The sequence below is a fragment of the Sphingomonas sp. BAUL-RG-20F-R05-02 genome, assembly GCF_022662305.1.
GTDB lineage: Bacteria > Pseudomonadota > Alphaproteobacteria > Sphingomonadales > Sphingomonadaceae > Sphingomonas.
Genome location: NZ_JAKNQH010000006.1, coordinates 125,913 through 143,598, shown reverse-complemented (window position 1 = coordinate 143,598; position 17,686 = coordinate 125,913). Strand labels below are relative to the sequence as shown.

The window sequence follows — 17,686 nt, the reverse complement described above, 5'->3', positions numbered from 1 at the left end:
ACGCGGCGCGCCCCACGCTGATTACAGGATCGTGACAGAAAAAGATGAAACAGGGACTCCATTCATGACCACTCTCCGGCCGCTGTTCGCCGTTGCCGCTTCGAGCCTCGCGCTCGCCATCGCGACCAGCGCGGGCGCGCAGACCGTGCCCGCCACCGAAAGCACTCCCGCTCCGGAAAGCGCCAACGTGCCTGCGGCACCCGACGCGGCACCGCCCGGGCAGAGCGATATCGTGGTGACTGGCACGCGCACCACCGGTCGTTCGCGGCTCGACAGCGTGTCGCCGGTGGACGTGCTGAGCGCGGCGACGTTGCAGCGGCAGGGCACCACCGAACTCGGCGCATCGCTCTCCGCCGTTGTGCCATCGATCGACTTTCCGCGCTCCTCGGCGGTGGACGGCACCGACTCGATCCGTCCCGCCACGCTGCGCGGTCTGTCGCCGGACCAGACGCTGGTGCTCATCAACGGCGTGCGCGCGCACACCTCGGCGCTGCTCAACACCAACGGCTCGGTCGGGCGTGGCTCGGCGGCGGTCGATCTCAACACGATCCCGAGCGTTGCGCTCGACCGAGTCGAGGTGCTGCGCGACGGCGCGGCCGCGCAATACGGTTCGGACGCGATCGCAGGCGTCGTCAACCTGCGCCTGCGCGAGGCGCGCAGCGGCGGCGGCGCGACGGTCACCTACGGCCAGTCGATCACCGACGTGAGAACCGCGCGCGGCGATCGTCACGAGAGTGACGGCGAAACCGTCACCGTCAGCGCCTGGCAGGGCGTCGGTCTCGGCTCGGACGGATTCCTCACGCTGTCGGGCGAATATCTCGATCGCAATCCCACCAGCCGTGGCGACTTCGATCCGCGTAAAAGTCCGTTCCGCGTGCGCTCGCGCTTCGGCGATCCGGACGTGAAGCAGTACAGCGTCTATGCGAACGCCGGCAAACCGCTCGGCGACAGCGGCTTCACGCTGTACGGCTTCGGCGGCTACCAGCATCGCGACAGCGTCAGCGCCGCCACGCCGCGTATTGCGGGCGGTATCGGTGCCAACGCCAATGCCAGTGCCGACGCGCTCGCCGCGATCTACCCGGACGGTTTCCTGCCGCTCATTCTGGTGGGGTCGGAGGATCTGACCGCGACCGCCGGCCTGCGCGGTGACATTTCCGACTGGAAGGTCGATCTCAGCGTTTCCTACGGCCAGAACAAGCTCAATTTCCTGACGCTGAACTCCGGCAACGCGACCTATGGCGCGGCATCGCAGACCAGCTTCTTCGATGGCAAGATCACTTACGATCAACTCGTCAGCGGCCTCGACGTGTCGCGCGAACTGCCGCTTGGCGGCGGTACGCTCAACGTCGCTTTCGGTGGTGAATACCGGCGGGAGGGATTCCAGATCGGCGCCGGCGAACATGCCTCCTACGATCGGGCGCCGGGTGCCCCCAGCAATGTCGGCTCGGGCGCGCAGGGCTTCCCGGGTTTCCTCCCCTCGAACGAGGTCAATCGTCACCGTGACAACGTGTCGGGCTACCTCGATCTCGAAGCCAAGCCGGTCGAAGGCCTGACGCTGGGCGCCGCGGGGCGGCTCGAACGCTATTCGGATTTCGGCACGACCGTGAACGGCAAGCTCTCCGCGCGCTATGACTTCACGCCGTGGCTGGCGCTGCGCGGCACCGTCTCAACCGGCTTCCGTGCGCCGTCGCTCCAGCAGCAATATTACACCTCGACCGCGTCGGTGCTGACCACCGGCACGATCGTCGAGACCGGGTTGTTCCCCTCGACCAGCGCGGTCGGCCGGGCGCTTGGCGGTAAGGCGCTGGAGCCGGAAAAGGCGGTGAACTATTCGGCAGGCTTCGTCGTCCGCAAGGGCGGCTTCGACCTGTCGGTGGATGGCTATTACATCAAGATCCGCGACCAGATCGCGCTGTCGGAAAACCTCAGCGGCCCGGTCGTCATCCAGCGGCTGCGCGACGAGGGAATCACCACCGTCACGGCGGCACGCTATTTCCTGAACGGTATCCGCTCGCGCGCGAAGGGTATCGACGTGGTCGCGCATTACCGTGCGCCGACCGACAGCCTCGGCACGTTCGACCTGACCGCGGCGGCGAACTTCAACGACGTGAAGGTCACCAAGGCGCCGCCTGCCGCGACGATCACCTCGTCGACCGGCAGCACCACGCTCGCGGTGTTCAGCCGCCAGCGTATCGTTTCGTTCGAGGAAGGCACGCCGCGCGAGAAGGTGGTCGGCACGATCGACTGGTCGCTCGACAAGCTGGGCGCGACCGCGCGCGTGTCCTACTACGGCGATGTGACGCAGCCGGGCACCACCGGTTTCGCCGAGGATGATATCCACACCGGCAAGCACACGCTGTTCGATCTTGAATTGCGCTACAAGCTGCTCGACCGGGTGAACCTCGCGGTCGGCGCCAACAACCTGCTCGACGAATATCCCGATTACGTGAAGCTCGCCTCGTCACGCGGTACGGTGCTGAACAGCACCGGGCTCGTCGGCTTCCCGTATTATTCGCCGTTCGGCTTCAACGGGCGCTACGTTTACGGCCGGATCGGCGTAAACTGGTAACGGGTGAGGGGCGGGCGCTCAGGTGCTCGTCCCGGTTACTCAGCGGTTGCGGTTGCGGCGCACATCGCGGACGGTGTGGCGCTTCGCGGCCGCTGGTGCGACTTCACGCTGCCATGCGCGAGGTCGCGCAGCGCCGGTTCATCGTCGATGCAAAGCCAGCCACGCTCCGCACTGACCAGACTGGCGTCACGTAGCTGCTGCATCATCTTGTTGACCTGCACGGCGCTCAGTCCGAGCGCCTGGGCCAGCACGCGCTGCCCGATCGGCATGTCGAAGCGGCCGGCCACGCAGCGCCCGGTCGCATCAACGCGATCGCGCAGTTCAAGCAGCAGGCGCGCCAGGTTGCGCAGAGCCGAGCCATCGTTCAGCCAGGCGAGATGATCGAGCAGTCGTGCGCGATACTCGTGATCGGCCGCATTGATCCAGGCGTGCGCAATCGGTGCGGCATCGGCGGTCAGAGTTGTCGCGTCCACGCTGCACAATCGCGTCATCGCGATCAGATCGCAGTCGTTGCCGCCGCCACCGATCGCCGGGGTCAGAACATCGCCGGGCAGCAGGAATAGAAAGATCACGCGCCGCTGGTCGCTGGTCGTCCGGCACCACGCCGCCCAGCCAGAAGTGATGATGCGCGGTGCGGTCAGCCGCACGACCGAGCCCGAGACATGATGTTCCGCGCTACGCCACAGGCCACGAATTGTGGTAGATTCGCCTGCGTCGCGCGCCGTATCGAGCTTCAGACGGTGCAGGATGCAATCGAGGTTCGGCCGTTCCAAACGCTGTTCGCGGACATTCACAGATTACTCCCTCTCCCCGCCCGATCGTTGTCGGCGGCATGTTGCATACCTCAGTAACGGATCAGGCATGGTTACGGATGCACTACCGATTGCTTGATTATCAAGGCGCGATGGTTGGCGCGCCTGTCGGCCGTGCGAGCGTCGCATCGTTGGTGACGGGCGCAGGCTCACGCGATATCCTGAATTACATTTCGGTTCCCTAGTACATCCGCAGAAAGTGAGTTTTTTGCGCCGGCGTTAAGGCCCTTTAACGCTTGTCGATTAATCTGCCCGATTGGCGGGGTCAGCGGTATCTTTACCTGACAGAACGGTTGAACACGGTGCTGCTTCCAAAGGGAACCGCCCATGTCTCCGCCGTACATGACTGATCAGGCAGGCGGTGCGGCCTATGGATTACAGTCCGTTCGTCCGGCTGCTGCGATCGACGGTCGCATGAATTCGCTGGGCGCGGCGCATCGCTCGATCGCTGTGCCGGCTGGTGTTGGTCAGTTCTGGAAGAAGCTGTTCGCGTTTGCGGGGCCGGGATATCTGGTGGCGGTCGGGTATATGGACCCGGGCAACTGGGCTACCGATATCGCCGGCGGGTCGGCGTTCGGCTATGCATTGCTGTCGGTCATTCTCTTCGCGAGCATCCTCGCGATGTTCCTGCAGGCGCTGTCGGCGAAGCTCGGCATCGCCAGCGGCCGCGACCTCGCGCAGGCATGCCGTGACACCTATTCGCCGGGCGTCAACATGGGCCTGTGGGTTTTGTGCGAACTGGCGATCATCGCCTGCGACCTTGCCGAAGTGCTCGGCACCGCAATCGCGCTGAAGCTGCTGTTCGGTTTGCCGCTGGTCGCCGGCGTGTTGCTGACCGGCTTCGATGTGTTGCTGATCCTCGGCCTTCAGCAGCGCGGTTTCCGCAAGCTGGAAGCGATCATCATCGCCTTGCTGGTGGTGATCGGCGGCTGCTTTGCTTTTGAACTGGCGCTGTCCAGGCCCGATATGGCGGCGGTGCTGCACGGCTTCGTTCCGTCGACACACATCGTCAGCGATCCGGCGATGCTGTACGTGGCGATCGGCATCCTCGGCGCGACCGTGATGCCGCATAATCTGTATCTTCACTCCTCACTCGTGCAGACACGCCGGTTCGAACGCACCGATGCCGGCAAGCGTGAAGCGTTCAAGCTGGCGACGATCGACAGCACCACCGCGCTGACGCTCGCGCTGTTTATCAACGCGGCGATCCTGATCCTCGCCGCATCCACCTTCCACGTGGCCGGTCGCTACGACATCGCCGATCTTGGCGATGCGTTCCACCTCCTGTCGCCAATGCTGGGCGCTGGCGCCGCCAGCGTGTTGTTCGCAGTGGCGCTGCTTGCCGCCGGACAGAATTCGACCGTGACGGGCACGCTCGCCGGGCAGATCGTCGCGGAAGGGTTCGGCGGTCTCACGCTGCCGCCGTGGCTGCGCAGATCGGCGACGCGGATGCTCGCGATCGTGCCGGCCGCAGTGGTCATCATCATGGTTGGCGATGCTGGCGCGACCAAGTTGCTGATCGCCAGTCAGGTTGTGCTCAGCCTGCAACTGCCGTTCGCGGTGGTGCCGCTCGTCCGCATGACGAACGACCGCGGGATGATGGGCGGCCTCGTCAATTCCCGCTGTGTCGGCCTGATCGCATGGGCAGTCGCGGCGATCCTCATCACCCTCAACGGAGTACTGCTATGGAGTCTGGTTTGAAACGTTAAGTATCTGATCGAACAACAATTTCAGGAGCGCGAGATTATGACTGACGAAACCAAACATGCTATCGAGGTTCTCGACCGACGGGTCGAACGCCGCAACGAACGCCGCGATTTCTTCAAATCGGCGCTGGGTACGCTTGCCGTAGCAGGCGCGGGCGCTGCCGCGATGACGTTGCCGGGCCGTGCGCAGGCCGCCGACGTGACCGACGCTGACGTTCTGAACTTCGCGCTGAACCTCGAATATCTTGAGGCGCAGTTCTACAGCTACGCAGTATTCGGCACCGGCCTGCCAGCCAGCCAGCAGACCGGCACCGGCAAGCAGGGCACTGTCACGGGCGGTCGCAAGGTGACGTTCACCGATCCGATCGTCGCCGCCTATGCCAAGGAAATCGCCCAGGACGAGACGCAGCACGTCGCATTCCTGCGCACGCAACTCGGCGCATCGGCCGTGGCGATGCCGGCAATCGACATCGGCACCGATCCGAATGGCGCCTTCAGCAGCGCCGCGCGCGCGGCCGGTCTGATCGGCGACGGCGCGTCGTTCGATCCCTATGCGAATGACGAGAATTTCCTGCTCGGTGCGTTCATCTTCGAGGATGTTGGCGTCACCGCATACAAGGGCGCGGCGCCGCTCATCACCAACAAGACCTACCTTGAAGCGGCGGCGGGCATTCTCGCGGTCGAGGCGTATCACGCCTCGCTGGTCCGTACCGTGTTGTACGCGAAGGGCGTGCAGACGCCGTCGCTGCGCACCTCCGCCGACGCGATCTCGAACGCGCGCGACAGCCTGGACGGGTCGAGCGACCTTGATCAGGGCATCTCGTCGACGATGATCAACGATACGCCAGCATCGAATATCGTGCCGCTCGACAGCAACGGCATCGCGTTCAGCCGGTCGACCGGACAGGTGCTCAACATCGTCTATCTCAACAACAAGGCAGTTTCGATGGGCGGCTTCTTCCCCGCCGGTGTCAACGGAACGCTCAACACGAGCGCCGCGAACTGACCCGATCCACGCCTTCAGGAGCAGATTCCATGAACGACCAAGAACAATTGATCGAACTTCTCCGCGCCGGCGACAAACGTCGCGAGGAACGCCGCCGCTTCATGCGCACAGCCGCTTCCGCAACGGTTGCGGCCGGTGGCCTGTCGCTACTCGCCGCATGTAGCGGTGACGGCGCCAACGTCGTCACGCCGACCCCGACGCCCACACCCACGCCGACCGGTTCAACCGGCACGGTGTCCGACGCGGACGTGCTCAACTTCGCGCTGAATCTCGAATATCTCGAGGCGCAGTTTTACGTCACGGCGGTTTACGGTACCGGCCTTTCGGCGGCGAACCTCGGCGGCACCGGGACCCAGGGGACGGTAACGGGTGGACGCAAGGTTACCTTCACCGATCCGGTCGTCGCACAATATGCGCGTGAAATCGCGGCCGACGAGGCTGCACACGTCAACTTCCTGCGCGCGCAGCTCGGCACGGCTGCGGTTGCGCAGCCGGCGCTCAACATCGACGGCGGCGCAACGGGCGCGTTCACGGCGGCGGCACGTGCGGCCGGTCTGATCGGTGCGAATGACACGTTCGATCCGTATGCGAGCGACGAGAACTTCCTGCTCGGCGCGTTCATCTTCGAGGATGTCGGCGTGACCGCGTACAAGGGTGCTTCGACGCTCATCACCAACAAGACCTACCTTGAGGCTGCCGCCGGTATCCTCGCCGCAGAAGCCTATCATGCCGGTCTGATCCGGACGGTGCTCTACAGCAAGGGCTTGCAGACGCCTTCGCTTCGCACATCTGCCGACAAGATCTCTGACGCGCGCGACAGCCTCGACGGGTCGAGCGACGACGATCAGGGCATCTCGGGCGCGGACGCCAGCGTGTCGAACATCGTGCCGACGGATGCGAACGGCATCGCCTACAGCCGCACGACCGGCCAGGTGCTGAACATCGTGTATCTGTCGAAATCGTCGCTGGCAGCGGGCGGGTTCTTCCCGAACGGTGTCAACGGCAACATCCGCACCAGCGCCGCCAGCGGCTGATGCGAGCAGGGGCGCCGTCACCCGGTGGGTGACGGCGCCCACGTCTTACCGGCCCGCTTTGTAACCGGGCGATGGCACCATCGCCACGCGCAGCGACGATCTGTACGATCCGAGATCGACCAGCGACACGCGGCCAAGGCCGCCACCGGCCTCAGTATTCCATACCGCGATCGCGATGGTATTGGCACCGTTGGAATTGAGGATACCCGTCGGGATCGGAAAGCGGTGCTGCGGCCCGAGTTGGCTGACGTAATTGCCCATTTGCCAGCCATTGACGAAGAGCGTGGCGCGGTACGGTCGCGCGGCATCATCGGTGATGTCGAGTGCGATCGAACTGTCCTGACCCTTCGGCAGCGCCAGCCGCGCGGTGCTGCGATACCATGTGACACCGGGCTTTGTGGCGGACGCGGGTAGCGACACCGGCTGCCAGCCACGATCCGGAAAGCCAGGGAGCGACCAGCCCGAACGCTCACCAAACAGGCCGCCGTTGTTCATAGGACCGCGCACGGTGTCGACCAGAGCCTCACCGCCGCGCACACCTTGCAAGCGCCACATGATCGGTCCGGTGCCACCGCTCAGCGTGGCGAAGGTCAGGCCACGTGCTGTTCGGTTTTCACTGCCATCGTCGTAATCTTCCTCATGCCCCATGTTGACGGTGAGCACCGACAGCACGTTGTCACCGCCCGCCTTCACCGCGCCGGCCGGGAAGGCGAAGGTCTTCTCCAGCGTTTCGCCCTTAATGCTGCCGAGGAATTGCCCGTTCAGCCATGCCGAGACCGCGCCGGCCTTGCCGCCGCTGATCGCTTTCAACGTTATCCCGGTCGCACCATTCGCCTGAAAGTGGCCGCGATACCAGATGTTGCCGGTGTGGAAGCCGTAATCATCGGCGAACAGCACCGGCAGCGCCTCGGGTTTGGTGATGCTGGCGGTGACGGTGCGGTCGGCCCTGGTCCAGCCGCTGTCGTCGAAGCCGAACTCGATTTCCGGCGCTTCCTCGTGCATCTGCCAGGCGAGCGCGGGCAATCTGACCGGCTGCGCGATGGGTAGCGTCGCGGCGATGCTGCCGCTCGGTGTCGTGCGACCGTGGATCGCCACGCCGTTCCAGCGGATCGTGCCGGCGTCGGCGAAAACCTCGAAGCTGCCATCGCTGCCGGTATCGCCCGACAGATCCAGCGTTCCGCCTGCAAGCACAGCCCCGCGCAGCAGGTGCGTGCCGCGCACCAGCACCGCGCCTGCCGCCGTGTCGCGCCGCCAGAACGTCGCCGCAGCGTCCTTGTCGGCGATCAGCAGGAGCAGCGGCCGGGTGAAGCCTGCGCCTGAAACGCGGACCCGTGCAATACCGCCGTGCGTGTAGTTGAGGCGCAGGTCGCCATCCGACCAGTCCTGCGCCACCGTACCGTCCAGAACCTCGACTGTGGGGCGTGTTGCGGCGCGCAGCACCGTCTCGCCCGGCTGGCCGGCATCGCCGTAGACCAGCGCGACCTCCCGTCCGGCGATCGATGCGTGGGTCATCAACTCCGACGTGGAATAGACCAATGTCGTCGGCCCGAGCGCATAGCCGGCGAGCAGGATCTTGCCCTGCCGCCCGTTGAGGGTGATCGCCGTGTCGGGCGCCTGCGGAACGCGCTTGTACCGCCGCCCGGCGATCGACAGGTCGAGATGGACGTTGTCGACCGCGTTCGTCGTTGAATCGGCGTGGCGGAGATAATGGAACTGGGTATCGGTTTCGGGATTGCGACGCGCGATATCGACGACTGCCTTGTTGTCCAATCGCGCCGAGCGTGCGCCGACCGTCATCGTCAGCGGCGCAACCGCCTGCGTGAAATAGCCGATCCGCTTGTCCTCAGCGTATTTTGCGTCGAACTGGCGCCCTTCGGTGATTGCCGCGCCGTAGTCGTAGGACGTGTAGTTTTGCGGGATCGCCTGCCAGCCCCAACTGGTGCCGCCGTACACCATATAGAAGTTCTGGAGCGTCGCGCCGGCGGCGATGTTCTGTTTGTAGAACACGCTGGCGAAGCGGTCGTTGATGAGCGTGGCGCATTTGGGATAGCCCGGACCACCCCAGGGATCGAACGCGCCGCCCTGAAATTCAGGCGTGATAAGTGGTTGGTCGGGCACGCGTTTAATCGCCATGTCGGGCACCGGCTTCCACACGTCCGGGTGCGAACAATCGAAACCTTGCGGGTAGTAATCCCAACCATCGACCTTCAGCGCACCGGTGCCGGAGACGAAATTGGCATCGTGATTACCGATAAACGGCACGGTGATGCCGTGCGCCGTCGCCTGCGCCTTCAGATGTTCCATATAGGCGCGTGCGCTCGGCTGATCGCCGCGATAATATTCGTTCTCGACCTGGTAGGCGATCACACTGCCGCGACCATCGGAATATTGATGGCGGGCGATGATCGCGTCGATCTTCGCCATCCACTCGTCGGCAAGCGTAAGATAGGCCGGATCGTCGCTGCGGTTGCGGACGGCGTGGCGGGTCAGCCACAGGGGAAAGCCGCCGCTGTCGACCTCCGCGTTGATGTACGGACCGGGGCGGGCGATGACGTACACGCCTTCTTCCGCCGCGATGTCGAGCAGACGGTCCATGTCGCGGACGCCGGTGAAATCGTACACACCCTGTGCCGGACTGTGATAGCCCCAGGAGAAATAGATCGAGGTCGCGTTGAAGCCGGCGGCCTTCATCTTCTGCAGAATGTCCCGCCACAGATCCGGGCTGGGGAGGCGATAGGGATGAAACTCGCCCGACCAGATGTAGACGCGTTTGCCGTCGAGTTTGAAGCTGTAGCCATCCATGTCGATACGGTGCCTGGTTGCCACGAACGCGGGCGGGGTCGGGGCTGCGCCGCACGGCGCAGCCAACAAAGCCGCGCTGCCCAACAGCAGCGGCCGAGCCCATTTCGCCATCGTCATTCTCCCTCTGTATCGAGCGCAACTGGGCGTTCGCCCAAGCCGCCCATGTTTTCGGGGCAAGGCATTAACCCGACAGGGTGGATTGGCAAGGGAACGTCCCGCGGCCGGAACAATGGCCGGCGTGGAACGATCATGCCTGAGATGCCGGTCAGAAGGCTTGATCTAAACGCGAAAGGAGCCGCTGCATGGCCCGTTGCACGACAAACGAGGCGATCGCGCTGTTTCTCAACCGGCTTGTTCTGCGGTCGTCGCTGGGCGATGCCGAACGGGCGGCGATTCTGGATCTGGCCAAAGTGTCGGAGATCGACGATGTCGAGCGAGATTTCGTGCGGGTCGGCGACCGGCTGAGTCATGCCTGTCTGGTCGTCGACGGGATGGTCGCGCGGTTCGCGCAAATTCAGGACGGCGCGCGCAGCTTCGTCGCGCTGCACATTCCAGGCGATCTGGCCGACCTGTTCTCCATCGTCGAGCCCAACGTTACCTGGGCGCTGCATGCGCTATGCCCGACGCGTATCTTGCGCATACCGCACCACACGTTGCGGGAGCTGGTCGAGCGCTATCCCGCGCTGGGCATGGCGTTCTGGCGCGATACGGTTACCGACGCGAACATCCTGGCGCAGTGGACCGTCAACATCGGCCGCAAGGATGCGCTCGCCAGCGTCGCCCATCTGCTCGCCGAGATGGCGATGCGACACCAGGCTAACGGGCTCGGCAGCGGAAAAGAATATCCGTTCCCGATCACGCAGGCGGATCTTGCCGATGCGGTGGCATTGACCCCCGTCCACCTCAACCGCGTACTGAAGCGGCTGCGCGAGGACAATATCGCGGTCAAGGAGGCGAACTCCGTGCGGATTCTCGATTTTCAGCGGCTTGCTTATCTGGGGGAATTCGACCCGGCGTATCTCCAGCTGGCCCGGGACGATCGCACGTAAAATCGTGCTAACGCAAATCAACCACTGAAACCTCCGCGCGGCAGGAGCATTTTTTGGGCATGCCGCGCTACCATCTTCATATCTACAATTACACTGGCGAGACGCTCGACCAGGAGGGTAGCGAGTATAGCGATATCGGCATCGCACGCGCCAAAGCAATCGCAGGAATCCGCTCTTTTCTCAGCGCCGAAGTGCTTGAAGGGAAGGTGGATCTGCGCGGGTATCTGGATATTGCGGATGATGATGGCACGGTGCTTGAGCGGATCGACTTCCACGACGCTGTCAAGATCCACGACGTTTGAACAGGCGCGGCTGCGCTCGATCAGGAACGGCGGGCAGCCAGTCTGATCCGGTTACCATGTGGTGTCCATCGGGCGCTTACAGCGAATGATGGCGGTGGTCACCGGAATTGGCGGGTTGCCGTCTGCATTCGGCGGGTGATTGCATCGTCTTGGCCGCCCGCGCGTTTCGACCCGGTAGCCTGAACGGGCTTTTGACTTGAGAGGATACCGACATGGCGGACCCAACCCAACACAGCGAAGACGGCAAGCAGCCGGTGCAGGCGAACGGCGCGGGTGCGCCGCCGAACCCCCATAGTGACGCCGGCGACGTGACCTCGGGCGAGATGCCTGGCGGTGAATCGGCTGGTGGCGCTTATCCGAATCCGCACACTGGCAAGGATGGCGGTGGCACGTCACCGGGTGATTTCCTCGGCCATGGCGGCCAGACCAAGCAGGCCTACCACGGCTCGGGACAACTCGGCGATCAAAAGGTCGGTGACCAGAAGAACGCGCCCTCGCAAGACGATTGACGCGATGCTGCGCCCAGGATCGAGGGCCTGACGCTGCTTAGCGGCAGCATTCGCATGGCAGGCCTAACAGCGGCGGCGGTCAGGCGCCGCTGTTAGGCTCATACCTTCGTCAAGGGATGAGGCGATCGGCGCGCAGCCGTTCGAACAGGGCGAAGAACGCATCATCGGTCGGCTGGTACGCAGTGAAGCCGAGGCGGCGGCTCTTCGACATGTCGGTTACCACCTCAATCGGTCGGCCAAGGTCGGCATCGGTATGCCACGGGGATGCGAGACGGCTGAGGTCTGGCTCGGCCAGCCCTTCGCGCGCGGCGATTTCCCGCCACACTGCCGCATCGTCCGTCATCTGCGTCTCGAGCGGGCGCACGATGCCGTCGAACGGTGCCGCCGCGATGCCGAACCATTCCGCGATCCGGCTCCACATCCACTGCCAGCGAAAGACGTCGCCGTTGACGATGTTGAACGCCTCGTTGTGCGCAGCCTCGGTTTCGGTCGCCCACAACAGGTGCCGCGCAAGCTGGCCGGCGTCGGTCATGTCGGTCAGGCCCGACCACTGCGCCGCCGAACCGGGGAAGGTGAACGGCCGCCCTGTCTCGCGGCACAGCGTGGCGTAGACGGCAAGCGTGGTGCCCATGTTCATCGCGTTGCCGACAGCCTTGCCGATCACGCTATGCGGGCGATGGACACTCCAGGTGAAGCCATCGCGCGCGGCGGCGGCGAATACCTCATCCTCCTGCGCGTAATAGAAATTCTCAAGGTCGAGCCGGCCCTGTTCCTCGCGGAACGGGGTCTGCGGCAGGCTGCCCTTGCCGTACGCCTCGAACGGCCCAAGGTAATGCTTCAGGCCCGTCACCAGCGCGACGTGACGCGGGCCAGTCGGCTTGGGCAGGCCGTCGAGCAGGTTGCGCACCATCGCGGAATTGACGCGGATATTCTCCGCCTCGCTATCCTGCCGCAACCAGGTGGTGATGAACACCGCGTCGGGCTGCACGTCCTTCAGCGCCTCTGCGGTGCCGGCGGCGTCCTGAAGATCCGCGACCAGCGGCTGAACCCCCGCCTGTTCGACCGGGCGTCGCGCAATGCCGTGCACGGTCCAACCCTGTTCCGCCAGCAAACCAGCCGTCGCGCTGCCGACGATCCCGCTTGCGCCCGCTACCAATGCCGTTTTGGCCATCATCATGCTCCTGAATGTCTGTCACATCGCAGCTAGGCATGGCCACGCCGACCTTCTAGACGGCACCCTTTGGGGACATAGGCACCCGGAGGTATCCACCCATGCAACCCGGTTCACCCGACGATAGCTGGCGCGAGGATTGCGCGCCGCGCCGCGTAATGGAGCTGTTCGTCACCAAATGGACGAGCATGATCCTGCATACGCTGCACGCCCGCCATGACGGCGTGGCGCGTAATGGCGTGCTGATGCGCAGTCTGCCGGGCATCTCCAAGAAGATGCTGACCCAGACGCTGCGCGACATGGAGACGAGCGGCCTCGTCTCGCGCCACGTGCAGGGCACGATCCCGCCTGCCGTCGAATACCGGCTGACGGCGCTCGGGCTCCGCTTTGTCGAGCCGGTAGAAATGCTCTACGCCTGGGGCCGCGACAATGCCGATGCGCTCGACGCGCTCGGGCCGCGACCGACGTCGCGGCGCTCAGCCTGAGGTGGCGGCGAATTTCCGCAGCAATACCGGCACGGTTATGAGGTTGATCGCCCATTGCGAAACCTCCGGGATCGCCAGCGCGGGCGTGAAGGTGCTGGTGCCGGGGTTCTCCAGCGTTTCCTGCACCGTTGACGGGCCGGTGAACCGTTCCGGCGTCGCGCGGAAATAGTCGGCATCGCCAAACTTCAGCAGCGCGCGGTACAGCGCCAACGCTTTCGCCTCCAGCTCCGCCGATCCGGTGAAATTGGCGGCATAGGCGGTGATGCGCGGCTCGAAATACCAGTTGGCGCGCTTGCCCTGCGTGAACTGTTCGCACAGCCGGCCCCAGGCTTGCGTGAACGGCGGGCAGGGGATCAGCGCCTGTAGCTCGACGGCGATCTGGTCCCCTGCGAACAGGAACAGGAACTGGCTCGGCTTCTGGTTGGGCGCACCGACCGACCGCAGGTGCTTGGTGACCGGATCGAACGCGAAGGCATCGTCCTTCAGGAAGGTGTCGCCCATCGCGCCGATATCGCGCATCCCGGTCAGGCAATAATCGCGGTAACGGGTGTCGCCGGTGCGCTCCCATTCGACCAGCCAGTTGCTGGCGAGCGCAAGCCAGTCCGGCCCGACCCGCAGGAACGCCTGGGGCGCGGGCACATCGGGGCGCGGCGCGATCTTGCGCAGCGGCGGATTGCGCGCGATCGACGCCTCCACGGTGGCGAGTGGTTCGCGCAACAGGTCGCCGGTGCGCTCGTCGGTGGTGAGATAGTAGAAGAAGCGCTTGATGAACGCCTCGTTGATACGCGCTTCCTTGGCATCGCCCCAATGGCTGACGTTGTGGCGCGAGCCCAGCCCGGCAAAGGGGCCGATGTGATGCACGTCCACTTCGTTGTTGTTGCGCGTCATCGCTTCGGCCGCGCGGAAGATGTCGGCCCGGCCGCTTCGCAGAAACGCGAACCACAGCCACACGTTCGGCATCAACTCGGTCTCGTTCCAGCCGTGGCCGCCGATGTCATACATCCATTGATGGCGGATCGGATCGTAGGTGCGGCGATAATCGCCATAATCCCAGAAACCATACCAGCGGCGTCGCTCGACTTCGCCCGAATAAAAGCCGAACGCGCGGTCGAGCTGCGTGTCGGCTGACGCGATCTCGGCGGCGGTGAGGCCAGGCGCGGCGGTGCCGGGCAGGCTCCAGTAGCCGAGCGTTTCGGTGGCATGATAATGCTCGGGCGCGCAGATCGGCAGCGGCGGGTTGTGCGTGACGCGGCGCATTGCGTCGATCGTATCGGGCGCGGGCGTGTCGGCGCACGCCCACAGCATCAGTTCGGAGGTGTTGGCGCAGCCATAGGCGTCGGCATGACCCTCCTCATAGTCTTCGTAGGTGACGGTAAGGCCGTGGCCCTTGGTGTCGTAGTGGCGCAGGTCCATTGCCACCGCATCGGGGGACCAAAGCCACGCGGTGAGGGTGCCCGCGTCACCGGCGGCGCCAAGAATCTCGAACGCGGCGGGATATTTCTGCCAGAAGTCGCGCTGACCGATCGCGAACCCGCCCGATACGTCGCCGAGGAAGGCGACACCGCCCGCACGCTGCCCGCCGGTCACCTGCAACCACGCGCTCGCGGCGTTGGTGCGCTTGTGCATGTCCCAGCCATCGGCACTGAGCTGGCTGAACTTGAAGTCTTCCCATACCGCCGTGCTGGCGAGATTGGCGCGCTCCTTCTCGGTAAACTGGGCAAGCGCGGGGAGCCGCTGCCCAAGCAACTGCGCGCGTTCCCCGGCGGCGGCGTCCTTCATTGCGGATGGGCGATAGCCGGGAATCATCACTACCGGCTCAGCGAAGACATGATCCCCGTCGGTCGCGAAGCGGACGTGGCGGTTATGCGTCTCTTCGCGGAACGGCACCGCGAAGCGCACGCCGATGCCCTTGATGAAATCCGTTTTCTGGTCGCCGTCGAATACGAACGAATGCACCATCCGCATCGAGCTCAGCCCGGCGGTGAAGTACAGCCGCACCGAGAAAGGCAGCCATGAACGACCGCCGGCGCCGCTGTGCGTGCCCTCGATATGCACCACGGAGCGCACCGGCCCGGCCTGCTCGACGGTGACGCGCGTGATGCGGCTGACGAACCGTTCCTCGCGCACCACGCCCTCCGCCGCCTCTCGCGAACGATCCTCGCGCAGCACAACCAGCCGCCCGTCCCGGGCGACTTCGCGGCCATCGACGATGAGCGAGCGCACCAGTGTGCCGCCCGCCCGATCGATCGTCGCGGTCAGCGCGCCGGTGCGGATAATCACGGTTTGTGCGTTCTGCTCGACCACCAGTGGTGTGGCCGGGTGTGGGCCGCTTTGGTGGCCGATGCCGACGGTCAGGTCGCCCATGTCGCTGGCCGCGGCGACGGCGAGTCCGGTCCACTTCACCGATCCGTCCGGCCAATAGGCCATCGGCCAGGTTTGCGCCGGGATCGCCGCCTCGCCATTCCGGACGATGACCCTGTCGGACCGCCGCACGGTGCCGCGTGGCCACGGCACCCCCCACGCGGTCCCGGTCGGCAGTGGCGGTGTCCCGGCGAGCCAGGTCAGCCGGGCCGAGGGCGCCGCTGCCCGCGCAGCCCTCGCGAGATGCGGGGCAAGCACAAGTCCCACCCCCGCAAGCGCGCTATGTTCGAGCAGGCGGCGGCGGGTCGGACGATATTCCACGGCGTGTTCCTTATCTTGTGTCGTCTGGCATGTTGCGCGCAGTTCAGAGCGGACCTTTGTAGGCATCGTCGCCGAGCGGGCGCATGGTCAGCCTGTTCGGGCTGGGCGGTACGTGGAAGTCGGCCAAGGCATCAGGATGAGCGGGATCGAAGCTGCGGAACGCGGGCTTCACCGCAGCGGACACCGGCAATCCGGCACCGGCGAGATCGCTTGCGACGATCCGGGCAAGTTCCCATGCGCCGAACGGGCTGTGGTGGGTGGTGTCGGCGTTCGAGCCATCGGCATCGTGCTTGAACAGCGCGAGGGAGGGTTGTTCGCCGAACGCCTCGTACAGCGTCTTCGACTGCGCGTTGAGATCGATCAGCCGCGCGCCGCTGAGCCGCGCCGCCTCTCGCGCCATCTCGGGATAGTCCTCCAGCGTGTTGACGACATGGCCCGCCACGAAACTGTGGCGGTTCATCGGCGTGACGATCACCGCGCGCGCGCCTCTGGCCTGCACCGCGCGCGCCCACGCCACGAGCCCGTCGCGATATTTCAGCGCAGCTTGCGGGTCCTTGGCCTTGTCCTTCATGTCGTTATGGCCGAACTGCACGACGAACAGGTCACCCGGCCGGATTTCGCCAAGGATCTTCGCGAAGCGGCCGCGATCGTTCGAAGCGGCGACGGTTTCGCCGGTCTCGCCGTGATTGGCCACCACGGCCTCCGGCCCGATCATCGCGGTCAGCATCTGACCCCAACTCGCATACGGTTCGCCGGACTGGTCGCAGACCGTGGAGTCGCCGAGCAGATAGATGACCGGTACCGACACCGGCGTGATCGTGATGTCCCGGACGGCAGGATCGCGACCGTTGAATTCCAGCGTCAGCCGGCGGTCCCACGCCACCGCTTCCGCCGTCGTTTCGCGCGGTGCCTTGAGCCGCACGCTGCCGCCGCCGACGATCTCCGGCGTACGGACGTTGACGAGGAAGTCGACGGTCCGACGACCGTTCGCAGGGACGCCGACATCGAGCAGCATCAGCCGCCGCAGTTCCGCCTTCACGGTGGTGTCGCTCGCCAACGTGCCCCCAAGCGTGACCGCAACGCGGTAGGTGCCGGGCGCCTCTTCGATCGACACGAAGAATGGCCGCGCACCTTGTACGTCGCCCGTTTCGATGCGCGGCATCTCGCCGGCAAAGCTGAACTTGACGGGATCGCTGCCACGCGCCGGGTGCGCGGGTAGGTTCTGGGCAGGGTCACCAAACACGATCCGCTGCGCCCGCGCGTTCGCAGGCGTCGTCGACACTGCTGCGATTGCCACTACCCATAGCAGGTGTCTCATGGATCCGCTGCCGATCATATTTTCATATGATGATCCACGGTCCCATCAAATGCAATGGCTTCTAGCGTGGACGTGCGGGATCAGCGCTTTCGCAGCGAACGATTGATTTGAGAATGGAGTGGGCAGCACCGAGCTACTGCAGCTACGCCTGAGCAGGTCGTGAGGCAGGGCGCCGCTCAGGCGCACCGACACCTGGTACTATGAGGCCTGCCGATATCGTCGCAGGCAACGGCCGGTCGAA

The 17,686-nt window shown here is 64.9% G+C and carries 13 protein-coding genes; 8 read left to right on the top strand and 5 right to left on the bottom strand.

The window, feature by feature from the left end:
* The first annotated feature begins 64 nt into the window (after positions 1–64).
* A complete protein-coding gene (locus L8F97_RS14555) occupies positions 65–2,569 on the top strand; it encodes a TonB-dependent receptor plug domain-containing protein (protein ID WP_242151586.1) in 2,505 nt (834 codons plus the stop codon).
* A gap of 35 nt (positions 2,570–2,604) precedes the next feature.
* Here L8F97_RS14555 and L8F97_RS22850 read toward each other — a convergent pair whose 3' ends face one another.
* On the bottom strand, positions 2,605–3,363 hold the full coding sequence (locus tag L8F97_RS22850; RefSeq protein WP_242151583.1) for a Crp/Fnr family transcriptional regulator: 759 nt from the start codon (positions 3,361–3,363) through the stop codon (positions 2,605–2,607).
* A gap of 360 nt (positions 3,364–3,723) precedes the next feature.
* On the opposite strand from L8F97_RS22850, the gene L8F97_RS14545 reads away from it, so the two are divergent.
* From L8F97_RS14545 to L8F97_RS14535, 3 genes are read left to right on the top strand one after another with little or no spacing between them, the layout of a single operon-like run.
* Positions 3,724–5,082 (top strand): Nramp family divalent metal transporter, encoded by a 1,359-nt coding sequence (locus L8F97_RS14545; RefSeq protein WP_242151580.1) that lies wholly within the window; start codon positions 3,724–3,726, stop codon positions 5,080–5,082.
* A 45-nt stretch (positions 5,083–5,127) separates the two neighbouring features.
* Positions 5,128–6,093 carry a ferritin-like domain-containing protein gene (locus tag L8F97_RS14540; RefSeq protein WP_242151578.1) on the top strand — a complete coding sequence of 322 codons (966 nt, stop codon included), beginning with the start codon at positions 5,128–5,130 and terminating at the stop codon, positions 6,091–6,093.
* Positions 6,094–6,122: 29 nt separating this feature from the next.
* Entirely contained in the window at positions 6,123–7,127 is a 1,005-nt protein-coding gene (locus tag L8F97_RS14535; protein WP_242151575.1) for a ferritin-like domain-containing protein, read from the top strand.
* Positions 7,128–7,172: 45 nt separating this feature from the next.
* Here L8F97_RS14535 and L8F97_RS14530 read toward each other — a convergent pair whose 3' ends face one another.
* A complete protein-coding gene (locus L8F97_RS14530) occupies positions 7,173–10,040 on the bottom strand; it encodes a beta-galactosidase (protein WP_242151572.1) in 2,868 nt (955 codons plus the stop codon).
* 191 nt (positions 10,041–10,231) lie between these two features.
* Between L8F97_RS14530 and L8F97_RS14525 the strand changes: the two genes are divergently transcribed.
* From L8F97_RS14525 to L8F97_RS14515, 3 genes are all read left to right on the top strand, one after another.
* Entirely contained in the window at positions 10,232–10,978 is a 747-nt protein-coding gene (locus L8F97_RS14525) for a Crp/Fnr family transcriptional regulator (protein ID WP_242151569.1), read from the top strand.
* 59 nt (positions 10,979–11,037) lie between these two features.
* The gene (locus L8F97_RS14520; RefSeq protein WP_409929049.1) at positions 11,038–11,280 is read left to right on the top strand and encodes a DUF6894 family protein; all 243 of its coding nucleotides are present in this window, start codon (positions 11,038–11,040) and stop codon (positions 11,278–11,280) included.
* 212 nt (positions 11,281–11,492) lie between these two features.
* Positions 11,493–11,789, top strand: coding sequence for a hypothetical protein (locus L8F97_RS14515; protein ID WP_242151563.1), 297 nt, complete (start codon positions 11,493–11,495; stop codon positions 11,787–11,789).
* Positions 11,790–11,898: 109 nt separating this feature from the next.
* Here L8F97_RS14515 and L8F97_RS14510 read toward each other — a convergent pair whose 3' ends face one another.
* On the bottom strand, positions 11,899–12,960 hold the full coding sequence (locus L8F97_RS14510; protein WP_242151560.1) for an SDR family oxidoreductase: 1,062 nt from the start codon (positions 12,958–12,960) through the stop codon (positions 11,899–11,901).
* Positions 12,961–13,061: 101 nt separating this feature from the next.
* Between L8F97_RS14510 and L8F97_RS14505 the strand changes: the two genes are divergently transcribed.
* A complete protein-coding gene (locus L8F97_RS14505) occupies positions 13,062–13,445 on the top strand; it encodes a winged helix-turn-helix transcriptional regulator (RefSeq protein WP_242151557.1) in 384 nt (127 codons plus the stop codon).
* Here L8F97_RS14505 and L8F97_RS14500 read toward each other — a convergent pair.
* Both L8F97_RS14500 and L8F97_RS14495 read right to left on the bottom strand, forming a co-directional pair.
* The gene (locus tag L8F97_RS14500; protein WP_242151555.1) at positions 13,437–16,127 is read right to left on the bottom strand and encodes a Tat pathway signal sequence domain protein; all 2,691 of its coding nucleotides are present in this window, start codon (positions 16,125–16,127) and stop codon (positions 13,437–13,439) included. The two genes, L8F97_RS14505 and L8F97_RS14500, sit on opposite strands and share 9 nt — an antisense overlap.
* Positions 16,128–16,170: 43 nt before the next feature.
* Complete coding sequence (locus tag L8F97_RS14495; protein ID WP_242151553.1) at positions 16,171–17,445, bottom strand: GDSL-type esterase/lipase family protein; 1,275 nt, start codon at positions 17,443–17,445, stop codon at positions 16,171–16,173.
* Between the last annotated feature and the right edge of the window lie 241 nt (positions 17,446–17,686).